A 14,193-nucleotide genomic window follows, 5' to 3' on the forward strand; every position below is an offset into this window, starting at 1 on the left:
GTACGGTTGTGGATATTGCGGTTTTTCAAAAAAAGAAGCAGCATATGACCATTTTTTTAATCATTGTCATCGGTATTACGCTCATATCAGCAAAAATCACAGACTTTAGCTTTGTGCATGGTGTGCAAACTTTACCAAAAGCGTTCAGTTGGATGGCTTCGAACTTATTTATTACGGAACAATCTTTGACGAAAATGCCATCGATTATGGATAAGTTAATCGAGACCATTTTTCTGTCGATTACAGCGACGACAACTGCTAGCGTTTTGGCTTTACTCCTAGCGCTAATGGGATCGCATACCACAAAGGTTAATAACTTTTTTGGATCATTGAGTAGAATTGTTGCTTCTGTTTATCGAAATATCCCCATTGTTGCATGGGCATTAATTTTACTTTTATCATTTGGACAAAATGCGCTGACAGGTTACTTTGCTTTGTTTTTGGCCACATTTGGTTTTTTAACACGAGCCTTTATTGAAACGATTGACGAAACGAGTAGCAGTTCGGTGGAAGCATTACGGGCAACAGGCGCTACCTATTTTCAAGTGGTGGCGAAGGCGGTTATTCCGGAATGTCTTCCGCAAATGATTAGTTGGGTGCTGTACATGATTGAAACAAATATTCGAAGCTCAACACTTGTTGGGATTTTGACGGGAACAGGGATTGGATTTGCGTTCGATTTGTATTATAAAAGTATGAACTATAACGTCGTTTGTCTTATTACTATCAGTATTGTCGTCGTAGTCATCGGAATCGAACTCATATCGAATTATGTCAGGAGGGTTATATTGTAATGACCATCGCTAAAAGTGATTTGCTCTTTGATGTAAAAAGAACGAATGCTGGGAAAATAAAAATCAAAGTTTGGAATAAATCACAGATTGCCACGGTAGGTACGTTTGTGGCGCTTCTTTTACTAACAGTGTATGGGTTTCTAACGTTAGATTATAAAGATGTCTCCATCATTGAAGCAACTTCAGCGACACTTCATAATGTAAAAGTCATGTTTTTACAGCCAGCGTTCAGTCATTTTTCTTTAGGAGAGGCTGTGTATCAACTAAGTGTCACGATGGGACTCGCCTTGTTAGCAACGATGTTGGGCGCTATCATATCGTTATTTATCGCGCTATTCGCTGCAAAGAATTTGTCGACGAAGGCCGTGTCAAATGCCATCATTGTGGTCATTGCCTTTGTCCGTGCGGTACCAACGGTTTTGTGGGTATTGATCTTTGCGATTGCTGCTGGGCTCGGCAGTGAAGCGGCGATTATCGGAATGAGTCTACATACAGTGGCATTTTTAGTTAAAGCGTATGCGGAGTCATTTGAGGAATTGGATGATGGCATTTTGGAGGCGCTGCGTGCGAGTGGCGCGAATTGGTGGCATATCGTTACGAATGCCGTCCTACCTTCAACCGCATCTTCTTTGTTATCTTGGACGTTTCTGCGCTTTGAAACGAATTTCACCGTGGCGGTTGCCATGGGGGCTGCTGCTGGAGCTGGTGGAATCGGCTTTGAATTATTCATGGCATCAGGTTTCTACTTTGACTTGCGTGAGGTTGGGTTTATCACGTATGCCATACTGATTGTGGCTATAGGACTTGAATTGCTGTCTACTCATTTGAAGACACGTTATTTGAGAAGCGAATCTGCGAAATAAGGGTATGAAAAATACCGGTTCGATTGTTTGATACGAAAGTGAAACTAGGTCCATACTTATGTGGAGCTAGTTTTTTTTGAGTCGATTTTTGGGGAAATGGTGTATACTTGTACCAATAGTATGCGGAAGAAGGCTGATGACATGAGTTCGAAATATGCAGATGACAGTTTGGTTTTACATACGGATCTTTATCAAATTAACATGGCAGAATCGTATTGGGCGGATGGCATTCATAATCGGAAATCTGTGTTTGAATTATTTTTCAGAAGTTTACCATTTGGCAATGGCTATGCCGTATTTGCAGGACTTGAAAGAGTTCTCGATTTTTTACGAGACCTTCGTTTTAGCGAAAGTGATTTAGCTTATTTACGTGACGAGCTTGGTTATGAAGAAGACTTTATTGCCTATTTGAAGGATTTACGTTTCACGGGCGACGTCTATTCAATGGTAGAAGGTGAACTCGTTTTTGCGAACGAACCGATTATGCGAGTAGAAGCACCACTCATCCAAGCGCAGCTTATTGAGTCGGCAATTTTGAATATCGTCAATTACCAAACGCTAATTGCGACGAAAGCGAGCCGTATTAAACAAGTTGTCAAAGATGAGGTTGTCATGGAGTTTGGGACGCGTCGTGCACATGAGATGGATGCTGCGATTTGGGGAGCCCGTGCGACGATTATCGGTGGGATTGAAGCAACAAGTAACGTACGAGCAGGGAAAAGGTTCGACATTCCCGTTTCAGGGACACATGCGCATTCCATGGTGCAAGCTTATAAAAGTGAATATGAGGCGTTCCATTCTTATGCGAGGCGCCATAAGGATTGCATTTTCCTCGTTGACACCTATAATACATTGAAAATTGGTATTCCAACGGCAATTCAAGTTGCCAAAGAGTTAGGGGACAGCATCAATTTCATCGGCATTCGTCTAGACAGTGGCGATATTTCGTTTTTATCGAAAGAAGCACGCCGTATGTTGGATGAAGCTGGATTCCCAGAAGCAAAAGTAGTCGTTTCGAATGATTTGGATGAATATACAATCCTGAACTTGAAGGCGCAAGGTGCGAAGGTAGATGTGTGGGGAATCGGTACGAAACTGATTACAGCCTACGATCAACCAGCGCTTGGTGCAGTATATAAAATCGTTTCCATCGAAAATGCGGAAGGTGAAATGGAAGATACCATCAAAATTTCGTCGACAACGGAAAAGGTAACAACACCGGGCCGCAAAAAATTATATCGCATTATTGATCGTGAAAATGGCAAGGCTGAAGGCGATTATATTACGATGCATGATGAAGATCCTACGACTGAAAAACGTCTTAAGATGTTCCATCCTGTCCATACTTTCGTATCAAAATTTGTGACGAATTTTGAGGCGAGAAACTTGCATGTGAAAGTGATTGAAAACGGCGAGGTCATTTACGACAATCCGACACTTCAACATATGCGTGCGTATGCGACGGATAATTTGGAGTTACTGTGGGATGAATATAAACGATCATTAAATCCGGAAGAATACCCGGTCGATTTGAGTCAAAAATGTTGGGATAACAAAATGCGCAACATTCAAGAAGTGCAGGAAATGGTAGAAGACTTTATCGATAGGTGAGGAGGGTTGATAGTGACGATGCTACAAAAGAAGGTTATTGCTGAGTTGAAGGTGCAACCTGTGATTAATCCAAAGGAAGAAATTCGTAAATCGGTGGACTTTATGAAAGCTTATGCAAGGAAAAATGCATTTGTCAAAGGTTTCGTGCTTGGTATTTCGGGCGGACAAGATTCTACGCTTGTCGGCAAACTTGCGCAGCTTGCTGTTAACGAATTGAACGAGGAAGATGGAACAGACCGTTATCAGTTCATCGCGATTCGATTGCCTTATGGTACACAGTTCGACGAGGAAGATTGTCAAGATGCGCTTACCTTTATCGAGCCATCGCTCATCTATACGGTGAATATTAAAGAAGCGGTCGATGCGAGTGAGCGTGCTTTGAACGCAGTAGGTGTAACGCTGACGGATTATGCCAAGGGCAATGAAAAAGCGCGGGAGCGGATGAAAGTCCAATATTCCATTGCGGCGATGCATAGCTGTGTTGTACTTGGTAGCGATCATGCGGCAGAAGCTATTACTGGATTTTATACGAAATTCGGGGATGGCGGTGCCGATCTGATGCCGATTTTTCGTTTGAATAAACGCCAAGGCAGACAGCTGTTACAAGAACTTGGTTGTCCGCCGCATCTCTACATGAAAGTACCAACGGCGGATTTGGAAGAAGAGAAGCCGGCATTACCTGACGAGACTGCACTTGGTGTCACGTACGATCAAATTGATGATTATCTTGAGGGAAAAGCGTTAACTGAAGAGGCGCGTGAGAAATTAGAGAATTACTTTTTACGTTCACAACATAAACGACATATGCCAATCACCATTTTTGATGACTTTTGGCAGTGACGACAGAGGACCCCGATTAGGGGTCCTTTTCTTATAAGAGTCCTGTTTGTAGCACGGATAAATTTCCTGTATTATGAAGATATGTTTTGTTAATTTTCGGATCAATTACGCCTTGGCGTAATTGCGTCCAGATTTTTTTCGAGCGAGCTTGAAAAGCTCCTCTAAAAATCTGTGACATCCGCCGGAGGCTTGGGCCTGTAAGACGCAGGTCATGCAGGCGTTGCCAATCGAACTACGAAGGGTTCGATTTGCCGTATTTCTGCGCTTTTTTGTAGAAATTAAGGCACCGCTCTTCGGTCGTGGCGACCTTAGCCTGCGTTCCATTATCGTTTAGCGGGTGTTTGAACACCCATTGAACAGGAAAACAAAGCCGCATTCATCTCGCCACCTGTCGAGGTGGGAGTTTCTGCTGAAGGAAGATAAAAAGTATTTGATTCGGTCGGAAATTGCTGGATCGTAGTATACGGATGGGGGAAATGAGATGACGCATAAGGAATTGATCGAGAAAATATTGAACAATATCGATAAAGTGATGATAGGCAAAAGGGATATTGCTGAACTTAGTGTGACTGCGTTGCTTGCGGGTGGACATGTGTTACTAGAGGACGTGCCGGGGGTTGGGAAAACGATGATGGTCAAGGCATTGGCTAAGTCAATTGGTGCCGATTTTAAACGCATTCAGTTTACGCCAGACCTACTCCCTTCCGATGTTCTTGGTGTCTCGATTTATAACCCGAAAGAAATGGAGTTTGAGTTTCGACCGGGACCCATTATAGGGAATATTATTCTCGCTGACGAAATCAATCGAACATCTCCGAAAAGCCAGTCTGCCTTGTTGGAAGCGATGGAAGAGTCCTCTGTGAGTGTTGAAGGGGAAACCATTATAATTCCACAACCGTTTTTTGTGATGGCGACACAGAACCCGATTGAATATGAAGGGACATATCCTTTGCCGGAAGCACAATTGGATCGTTTTTTAGTGAAACTGAAGATGGGCTATCCAACGAAATCGGAAGAAGTCGAAGTACTTAGCCGGGCGGAAAAAGCGGTACCATTAGCTGATTTACAAACGGTTCTATCACTCGAAGAACTAAGGGCGTTGCAACGGTCTGTCAAGGATGTGACAGTTGACGAAACAATCAAGTCTTATATCGTCGAATGTGCATCGCAGACACGTGACAATCCTTACGTGTACTTAGGGGTAAGCCCACGTGGTTCGCTTGCGCTGATGAAAGCATGTCAGGCTTATGCGATGATGCAAGGTAGAATGTATGTCATTCCGGATGATGTCCAATACTTAGCGCCATTTGTCTTTGGGCATCGAATGATTTTACGTCCAGAAGCGAAATACGAAGGGATTTCTACAGAAGAAATTGTTGAACGGATTTTGACGAAAGTACATGTGCCAATTGAGCGGGTTCGAAGCTAATGCTCAGAAAAAATAAGCTACTAACTATTTACGGTAGATTCGCTTTTATTTTGTTAGTACTCGGATCGGCATTTGTTTATGCGATGTTTCAAGGCGGCAAAGTGAGTTGGACCATTTTTTATATGATTTTACCTTTCGTGTGCTATTCGATGTTGTTGTTTTTCTATCCACTATCGGATTTGATTGTGGAAAGGACCATTCGGACGCCGAATGTGCAAAAGGGTGAACAGTTGGTTGTATCTGTCACCTTAAAAAGGAAATTCCGTTTCCCTCTCCTCTATACTGTAGCGACTGAGCAATGGGCAGAGCGCGACGTGGCTGCGTTGGCAGGAAATCGGTTAAAGCATCTTTTCGTTTTAGGCTTGCGTAAAGAAGTGACGTGGGACTATGAAATTGACCAGATGCCGAGGGGCGAGCATGTGCTTCGAGGTATTGAAATTGAGATATCCGACTTTTTTGGCTGGATTCGGAAAACGAAATTTATCGCGGTTACTGATACGATTTTGATTTACCCGAAGACTGTTGGCATTGACTATGTGGCGAGTGATACGCAGTATGACCGAGGGAGTGCGGCTTCTCCATTTCATATTGTGAAAGATACAACGATGGCTACAGGGGTACGGGATTATCAGGCGGGAGATCGGGTAGCTTGGATTCATTGGAAATCATTTGCGCGCACACAAACATTGATGACAAAGGAATTTGAGGATCGATGTTCACAGGAAATACTTGTGCTATTAGATGGTCGACAGTCGACAATGTTTGAGGAGCAGGTAGAGCTTACCGCTTCGATTCTTAAAGAAGCTGCCAAGCAGCATGTAGGTCTTGCATTTATGACAGCGGGTGCAGGGGGAGCTGTCTTTCCTTTTATTCAATCAGAGGAGCAATTGCATCGGGCACTTGTGCATCTTGCGAAAGTTCAGCCTACGCAGGAAGAGACGGTTCAATTGTCTCCAAGTCGAGGCGATCTATTGCAGCATGGGGGGCGCGTTGTTGTCATTACGGGAAGGTTAGACGAGTCGTTCGTCCAAACGATGCTACGTAATGTGGGCAATGCCCAATCTATTCTATGCTTACTCGTTGCTAAACGAGACGATCCAAAGTTGCTAGAGATGGAGGCAATGATTCAATCCGCAAGGTCAAGAGGAATTACTGTGCGTGTGTTAGAACAAGAGCAATTTGCACAGGCATTTAATGGAGTGGCAAAAGGAGTGGCAAGATGATGAATTCAACTCGAATTGATAGGCGGCTGCTCGTCCTTTTATATGTCCTCGCGTTTTTCCTATTGTGGGAATGGCTAAATCCGGTCATGGCGTTGACGGATACGAATTATTTATCATTTTTTCTTGCTTTCATTGCATTGAGCCTTGTCCTCGCCATAGTTGAAGCGAAGTGGTGGCTGGCTGTTCCGTTGAAAATTTTGTATATTTTCTGGGCTATTCACTATGTCTATTTAGATAAAGTTCTATTTTCAATGGAAACGGTTCTTCCTTTAGTCAGTAATCTATTGTCCAATGTGGGCATCATTGTGACTGGGAATTGGGAAGAAATTACGAACCCTTTTCGAACGTTGCTCTTTTACGCGTTGTTGTGGATGACGACTTATCTCATTCGTCATTGGATTGAAGTGCGAAAGAGCATTTTACTTTTTTACGCGATGACAGTTGTATTCATTGCATTTATCGATACATTTAGTTCCTATTCGGCTGAAGGAAGCATCTTTAGAATTATGGCATCAGGCATTTTGCTACTTGGTTTACTGGCTATATCTAGACTGGCTGAAAAGCATCAAACGCCAATTTCGTTGGGAGCATTTATAGCTATATCCGTGCCGTTGCTGCTCGTCGTCATCGCCAGTGGAGCTTTTGCTAGCGTACTCCCTAAGCAGGAGCCTGTATGGCCAGATCCAGTCCCCTTTATGAAGGCTGCTGTGCAAGGTGGCAAAGTGACGGGAGCGAAAAGTGGCTATGGACCTGATGATTCAAAGCTTGGCGGCTCGTTCGTGCCAGATAACACGGTCGTTTTTGAGGCGAAAGTTGAGCGGAAACAGTATTGGAAAATCGAAACGAAAAATACGTATACATCAAAAGGGTGGGAGCAAGTACCAGCTGAAGATGAAGAAACGTCATATATGCCTGGAATGGAGATGGGGACAAGCGAACGTTTTGGGCGAGTGGAAGCTAATGCTCCTTTACGGGCCGAGTTGCAAGTAACCGAAGATTTTCCGTTCATTGTTTACCCTTATGGAATGGAGACAGTACAGTCGGATGAAGATGTTCTTTTTCTACATTCGGAGCTGTCGGGTAAGTATCGTACTGAAATCGGAGGAAGTGAAGGCACGCTTGCTGCCTATGAAATTGACTTTGTAGAGCCCGATTATAGCTTGAAAACGTTAAGGGAAACGCGAATGGCAGACTATGATGCACTCGGGGAAGATCTTTCAGCGTATTTACAACTGCCAGAGCAATTGCCGGAGCGTGTGCGCGAGCTTGCGGAAAGCATTGCAAATGATCATGACAGTGTTTATGAAAAGACGAAGGCCATTGAGAGGTACTTTGGAAGAAATGGTTTTGTCTACACACAACAAAATGTTGCTGTACCGAAAGACGATCAAGATTATGTCGATCAGTTTCTCTTTGATACAAAAAGTGGTTATTGTGATAACTTTTCAACGTCTATGGTTGTCATGTTGCGGTCGCTTGATATACCCGCACGTTGGGTGAAGGGCTTTGCGCCAGGAAAAATTGTTAAAAATGATGATGGAGATCTTGTTTATCAAGTGACCAATAACGAAGCGCATTCATGGGTTGAGGTTTATATGCCGGGAGTTGGTTGGATGCCGTTTGAACCGACGATTGGTTTTAACAATTTAACAGATATTGAGAATGATGTTGTAGCGGATATTGCTGAAACAGAAATGCCGGACAAGGAAGAACCCGTGCCGCCTAAGAAAAAGCCAGAACAGGCTGAGAAGCCGGAAGAAGCGAATAAGAGTGGGAAGACGAGTCCATCCATAAGCAAGTGGTTGAAAGAGCATGATTGGTTATGGATTGTTGCGCTCGTTGGGCTAGTGCTTGTCGGTTGGCGTTTGTTTGTTGTTCGTGTGAAGTGGCTGCCGCGCATATTACTATACAAGTATCAGTCTGATGCAGGTGATTGGGAGACATTTATCAAACAGTACCAGAGTTTATTGAAACAATTGGATCGTTTAGGCTTAAAGCGTGCACATGGCATGACGCTATCGGAGTATGCGTTGAAGGTAGATCAGCATTTTAGTGACGACAAAATGCAAACATTGACGGATGCCTATGAGAAAGGTTTATATGGCGGGAATACAACCGATCATGATTGGGTACGATTACAGGAAATGTGGAAAAAATTAATCAATAGGACTTCGGGTTGATTTTGAGCTATAATCGTAGAAGATAAAACGTTTGGTAAAACAGCCGGAAAAGGGTAGAATGATAGGATTAAGAGGAGGTTGCATCAACTTGAAGCAGGATAATATTTTAGTATTGGATTTAGGTAGTAGTGAGAATACAACAATTGCTCGTTGGATTCGCGAACTAGGTGTATATAGTGAGATTCATCCACATGACATTACAGCCCAAAATATTGAAGAGTTAAAAATGGTAAAAGGGATTATTTTAAACGGTGGTAAAAATAATATCATTGATGGCGAAGCGATTGATGTATTGAATGAAATTTACGCTCTAAACATTCCAGTTATTAGTGTGGACCATCCTTCTACGAAAGCATTGAAAACATTTGAGCAATGGCCAAGTGAAGAAGAAACAAAAGCATTGCTAAAAGATTTCGTTTTCGATACTTGTAAAGCAGAAGCGAACTGGAATATGAAAAATTTCGTTGACGACCAAGTTGCTTTACTCCGTAAACAAATAGGCGATAAGAAAGTATTATTAGCTCTTTCTGGCGGTGTAGATTCGTCTGTTGTTGCAGCATTATTAATCAAGGCAATTGGCAAGCAATTAGTTTGTGTACATGTAAACCACGGTTTAATGCGTAAAAACGAGTCTGAGGGCGTTATTCAAATGTTCGAAAAAGACTTGGAAGAAAACCTTGTTTACGTGGATGCAAGCGAACGTTTCTTAGGCAAGCTAAAAGGTGTAGGTGAGTCAGAAGAAAAACGCAAAATTATCGGCAATGAATTTGTTCGCGTATTTGAAGAAGAAGCGCGCAAATTTGAAGGGATTGACTTTTTAGCACAAGGAACAATCTATCCGGATATCGTAGAATCTGGTACGAAAACACATAAAGTCGTCAAATCTCACCATAATGTTGGAGGGCTTCCAGAAGATATGCAATTTGAATTAGTGGAGCCGTTATTCCAATTATTCAAAGATGAAGTACGTGCATGTGGTGTTGAGTTAGGTCTTCCGCATGATATGGTATATCGCCAACCATTCCCAGGACCTGGTCTAGGGGTACGCGTTTTAGGTGAAATTGAGCCTGATCGTCTAGAAGCTGTACGCGAATCAGATGCAATTTTACGTGAAGAATTTGCACTAGCGGGATTAGACCAAAAGGTTTGGCAGTATTTTACAGTTGTGCCTAACTTCAAATCTGTTGGCGTACGCAACAATGAGCGGACATATGAGTATCCAGTCATTATTCGTGCAGTAAACACTGTAGATGCGTTGACGGCAACGGTAGAACAAATCGAGTGGCCAATTCTTCTGAAAATTACTGACCGGATTATTAATGAAGTGAAAAACATTAATCGCGTGTGTTACGACCTGTCTCCGAAACCAGGCGGCACAATCGAGTGGGAATAAAATCAATTACGCCGAAGGCGTAATTGCGTCCAGATTTTGAATCGAGCGAGCTTGATTCAAAATCCAGGACATCCGCCGAAGGCGCTATTTTGTTCAGCGCGTGTTTAAATACTCCTTGAGCAGGGAACAAAATCACGCTTATCTCTCCACTTATGGAGCTGGGAGCCTTTTGCTGAATAAATAGGAATATATCGTATAAATCTGGGGATATGGCCCAGAAGTTTCTACCGAGACACCCTAAATGTTTCGACTACGATTTCATATTGGAAGGGAAACCTTCTAGTTGGATTTGTTCGGGGAGCATACGATGTCATGTCGTATGCTCTTTTTTTCATTGTGAAATCTAAGGTAGAGGAAGGTATACATGAAAAAATACTTTGAGTTCGATAAGCTTGGTACCAATTATCGCCGTGAAATCGTAGGGGGAATAACGACATTTCTTGCAATGGCCTACATCTTAGTTGTCAATCCACTAACGTTATCCCTTGAAGCGATTCCGGATTTGCCTGACACAATGCGGATGGACAAAGGTGCGGTATTCGTTGCAACTGCATTAGCAGCTGCCGTAGGTTCATTGTTTATGGGATTGATTGCGAAATATCCGATTGGATTGGCACCAGGAATGGGCCTTAACGCGTTCTTTGCATTTTCCGTTGTCTTAGGAATGGGGATCCCTTGGCAAACTGCTTTAACAGGTGTGTTGTTTTCGGGTCTTATCTTTATTGTCTTATCTCTCACTGGTTTGCGTGAGATTATTATTAATGCAATTCCAGCGCAATTGAAGTTCGCAGTAGGTGCAGGAATAGGTTTGTTTATAACATTCCTCGGATTGCAAAATGCGAAAATTATCGTAGGAGATCCCAATACGCTTGTGGCACTAGGCGATTTGTCGAGTGGGCCAACATTGCTTGCGATATTCGGGCTTGTTATATCAGTTGTTATGATGGTGCGTAAAATTAAAGGTGCAATCTTTTATGGAATGATCGCGACGACAGTTGTCGGAATGATTGCAGGTTTAATTAGTACACCTGAAAAGATTGTCTCTGCAGTGCCAAGTGTTGCGCCGACGTTTGGTGCGGCATTCGAGGCAATATTCCAAGACCCAGGCTCTTTAATGACGACCCAATTTCTTGTGATTGTGATTACATTCTTATTTGTAGACTTCTTTGATACAGCGGGTACGCTAGTTGCGGTTGCTAACCAAGCAGGCCTTATGAAAGATGATAAATTGCCACGAGCTGGCAAAGCGTTGATTTCCGATTCGTTAGCAACAGTAACGGGCGCGATTTTCGGAACTTCCACAACGACTTCCTATGTTGAATCGACTGCCGGGGTAGCTGCTGGGGCAAGAACTGGATTTGCTTCTATAGTAACCGGTGTTCTATTCTTACTTGCATTGTTCTTTTCACCATTGCTAATGGTTGTCACATCGGAAGTGACTGCACCTGCATTAATAATTGTTGGGGTATTGATGGTCTCGACATTAGGAAATATAGAATGGACGAAGTTTGAAATTGCAGTCCCTGCTTTCTTCACAATTATCGCAATGCCGTTAACGTATAGTATCGCGACGGGAATCGCAATTGGTTTCATCTTCTATCCAATCACGATGATTTTAAGTGGGCGTAAAAAAGAGATTCATCCAATTATGTATGGTTTGTGGATTATCTTCGTGTTGTATTTCGTGTTTATCAAATAGTACTTATCATTAGAACGGTTCCCTTGTCTAAGTAGGGGGGCCGTTCTTTTATAATTGAAAGATGAACAAATTGATAATCTTTATAGAAGGAGTTATGTAGTTATCATTTATTTTTAATGAGGAAAACACTACGGGAAGCGCGCCAGATATACAATTTGAGCAAGATGACTAGAGTGAATTGATGGGTGAATCAAAGATGTTGGTAAAAACTTTTACAAATATCGTTGACATTCTTTTTATAGGGTGGTATATTAATTAAGCAGTCGACGAGAACGACAAAAACCGACAGCGAGTTACGACAAATGAACCTTGAAAACTGAACAGCAAAACGTCAATGAAATAAAGCGAAAGTGCTTCGGCACCGGAGCCAAACGTTTCCCGAAAGGAAACACAAACGAATCTTCGGATTCAAATTTGACATCTTAATTGATGCCAGCAAGAAATGAGCAATCATTTTCTTCTATTATGGAGAGTTTGATCCTGGCTCAGGACGAACGCTGGCGGCGTGCCTAATACATGCAAGTCGAGCGGACGGAAGGGAGCTTGCTCCCTGAAGTTAGCGGCGGACGGGTGAGTAACACGTGGGCAACCTGCCCTGCAGATGGGGATAACTCCGGGAAACCGGGGCTAATACCGAATAATCAGTTTGTCCGCATGGACAAACTCTGAAAGACGGTTTCGGCTGTCACTGCAGGATGGGCCCGCGGCGCATTAGCTAGTTGGTGGGGTAATGGCCTACCAAGGCGACGATGCGTAGCCGACCTGAGAGGGTGATCGGCCACACTGGGACTGAGACACGGCCCAGACTCCTACGGGAGGCAGCAGTAGGGAATCTTCCACAATGGACGAAAGTCTGATGGAGCAACGCCGCGTGAGTGAAGAAGGTTTTCGGATCGTAAAGCTCTGTTGTAAGGGAAGAACACGTACGAGAGTAACTGCTCGTACCTTGACGGTACCTTATTAGAAAGCCACGGCTAACTACGTGCCAGCAGCCGCGGTAATACGTAGGTGGCAAGCGTTGTCCGGAATTATTGGGCGTAAAGCGCGCGCAGGCGGTCCTTTAAGTCTGATGTGAAAGCCCACGGCTCAACCGTGGAGGGTCATTGGAAACTGGGGGACTTGAGTACAGAAGAGGAAAGCGGAATTCCACGTGTAGCGGTGAAATGCGTAGAGATGTGGAGGAACACCAGTGGCGAAGGCGGCTTTCTGGTCTGTAACTGACGCTGAGGCGCGAAAGCGTGGGGAGCAAACAGGATTAGATACCCTGGTAGTCCACGCCGTAAACGATGAGTGCTAAGTGTTAGGGGGTTTCCGCCCCTTAGTGCTGCAGCTAACGCATTAAGCACTCCGCCTGGGGAGTACGGCCGCAAGGCTGAAACTCAAAGGAATTGACGGGGACCCGCACAAGCGGTGGAGCATGTGGTTTAATTCGAAGCAACGCGAAGAACCTTACCAGGTCTTGACATCCCGCTGCCCGGTGTAGAGATATGCCTTTCCCTTCGGGGACAGCGGTGACAGGTGGTGCATGGTTGTCGTCAGCTCGTGTCGTGAGATGTTGGGTTAAGTCCCGCAACGAGCGCAACCCTTGATCTTAGTTGCCAGCATTCAGTTGGGCACTCTAAGGTGACTGCCGGTGACAAACCGGAGGAAGGTGGGGATGACGTCAAATCATCATGCCCCTTATGACCTGGGCTACACACGTGCTACAATGGATGATACAGAGGGTTGCCAACCCGCGAGGGGGAGCTAATCCCATAAAATCATTCCCAGTTCGGATTGGAGGCTGCAACTCGCCTCCATGAAGCCGGAATCGCTAGTAATCGTGGATCAGCATGCCACGGTGAATACGTTCCCGGGTCTTGTACACACCGCCCGTCACACCACGAGAGTTTGTAACACCCGAAGTCGGTGGGGTAACCCTTACGGGAGCCAGCCGCCGAAGGTGGGACAGATGATTGGGGTGAAGTCGTAACAAGGTAGCCGTATCGGAAGGTGCGGCTGGATCACCTCCTTTCTAAGGATTATTTCGGAAATAGACCTCTGGTCTATCCATTGACGTTTTGCGTTCAGTTTTGGAGGTTCATCTTTCCTTTATAGATGATCTTTTTCAAAACTTGTTCATTGAAAACTGGATAAAACGACATTGAAAGTAACAAATCAA

Annotated in this window: 9 protein-coding genes, 1 rRNA gene and 1 riboswitch; all 10 genes read left to right on the forward strand. The window is 43.9% G+C overall.

From position 1 onward, the window contains the following. Positions 1-8 precede the first annotated feature (8 nt). The 10 genes from MKY34_RS06205 to MKY34_RS06250 all read left to right on the forward strand — a co-directional run bounded on the left by MKY34_RS06205 (position 9) and on the right by MKY34_RS06250 (position 14,046). Positions 9-794, forward strand: coding sequence for an ABC transporter permease subunit (locus tag MKY34_RS06205; RefSeq protein WP_342514338.1), 786 nt, complete (start codon positions 9-11; stop codon positions 792-794). Further along, positions 794-1,657: an ABC transporter permease subunit gene (locus MKY34_RS06210; protein ID WP_342514339.1), complete on the forward strand. Its 864-nt coding sequence runs from the start codon at positions 794-796 to the stop codon at positions 1,655-1,657. Before MKY34_RS06205 ends, MKY34_RS06210 begins: the two co-directional genes overlap by 1 nt. A gap of 141 nt (positions 1,658-1,798) precedes the next feature. Continuing rightward, on the forward strand, positions 1,799-3,268 hold the full coding sequence (locus MKY34_RS06215) for a nicotinate phosphoribosyltransferase (RefSeq protein ID WP_342514340.1): 1,470 nt from the start codon (positions 1,799-1,801) through the stop codon (positions 3,266-3,268). Positions 3,269-3,286: 18 nt separating this feature from the next. After that, on the forward strand, positions 3,287-4,108 hold the full coding sequence (gene nadE / locus MKY34_RS06220) for an ammonia-dependent NAD(+) synthetase (RefSeq protein WP_342515204.1): 822 nt from the start codon (positions 3,287-3,289) through the stop codon (positions 4,106-4,108). Positions 4,109-4,589: 481 nt separating this feature from the next. Beyond that, positions 4,590-5,537 (forward strand): MoxR family ATPase, encoded by a 948-nt coding sequence (locus MKY34_RS06225; RefSeq protein ID WP_342514341.1) that lies wholly within the window; start codon positions 4,590-4,592, stop codon positions 5,535-5,537. Beyond that, complete coding sequence (locus MKY34_RS06230) at positions 5,537-6,760, forward strand: DUF58 domain-containing protein (RefSeq protein ID WP_342514342.1); 1,224 nt, start codon at positions 5,537-5,539, stop codon at positions 6,758-6,760. Before MKY34_RS06225 ends, MKY34_RS06230 begins: the two co-directional genes overlap by 1 nt. Then, complete coding sequence (locus tag MKY34_RS06235; RefSeq protein WP_342514343.1) at positions 6,757-8,940, forward strand: DUF4129 domain-containing transglutaminase family protein; 2,184 nt, start codon at positions 6,757-6,759, stop codon at positions 8,938-8,940. The genes MKY34_RS06230 and MKY34_RS06235 overlap by 4 nt, the downstream gene beginning before the upstream one ends. Positions 8,941-8,998: 58 nt before the next feature. Next, entirely contained in the window at positions 8,999-10,333 is a 1,335-nt protein-coding gene (gene guaA, locus MKY34_RS06240; RefSeq protein ID WP_342514344.1) for a glutamine-hydrolyzing GMP synthase, read from the forward strand. Positions 10,334-10,504: 171 nt separating this feature from the next. Further along, positions 10,505-10,606, forward strand: a riboswitch (purine riboswitch). Between the two features lie 91 nt (positions 10,607-10,697). Then, positions 10,698-12,032, forward strand: a complete 1,335-nt coding sequence (locus tag MKY34_RS06245) for an NCS2 family permease (protein WP_342514345.1) — start codon at positions 10,698-10,700, stop codon at positions 12,030-12,032. 462 nt (positions 12,033-12,494) lie between these two features. Continuing rightward, a 16S ribosomal RNA gene (locus tag MKY34_RS06250) occupies positions 12,495-14,046 on the forward strand. Positions 14,047-14,193: the final 147 nt, after the last annotated feature.

Origin of the sequence: Sporosarcina sp. FSL K6-1522 (assembly GCF_038622445.1) — a bacterium.
In the GTDB taxonomy this organism is placed as follows: Bacteria; Bacillota; Bacilli; order Bacillales_A; family Planococcaceae; genus Sporosarcina.

What these genes read in the sequence shown, in the direction of transcription:
- MKY34_RS06210 (WP_342514339.1), top strand. Translation starts at nt 794, where the DNA reads ATGACCATCGCTAAAAGTGATTTGCTCTTTGATGTAAAAAGAACGAAT.
- MKY34_RS06215 (WP_342514340.1), top strand. Translation starts at nt 1,799, where the DNA reads ATGAGTTCGAAATATGCAGATGACAGTTTGGTTTTACATACGGATCTT.
- nadE (WP_342515204.1), top strand. Translation starts at nt 3,287, where the DNA reads ATGCTACAAAAGAAGGTTATTGCTGAGTTGAAGGTGCAACCTGTGATT.
- MKY34_RS06225 (WP_342514341.1), top strand. Translation starts at nt 4,590, where the DNA reads ATGACGCATAAGGAATTGATCGAGAAAATATTGAACAATATCGATAAA.
- MKY34_RS06230 (WP_342514342.1), top strand. Translation starts at nt 5,537, where the DNA reads ATGCTCAGAAAAAATAAGCTACTAACTATTTACGGTAGATTCGCTTTT.
- MKY34_RS06235 (WP_342514343.1), top strand. Translation starts at nt 6,757, where the DNA reads ATGATGAATTCAACTCGAATTGATAGGCGGCTGCTCGTCCTTTTATAT.
- guaA (WP_342514344.1), top strand. Translation starts at nt 8,999, where the DNA reads ATGATAGGATTAAGAGGAGGTTGCATCAACTTGAAGCAGGATAATATT.
- MKY34_RS06245 (WP_342514345.1), top strand. Translation starts at nt 10,698, where the DNA reads ATGAAAAAATACTTTGAGTTCGATAAGCTTGGTACCAATTATCGCCGT.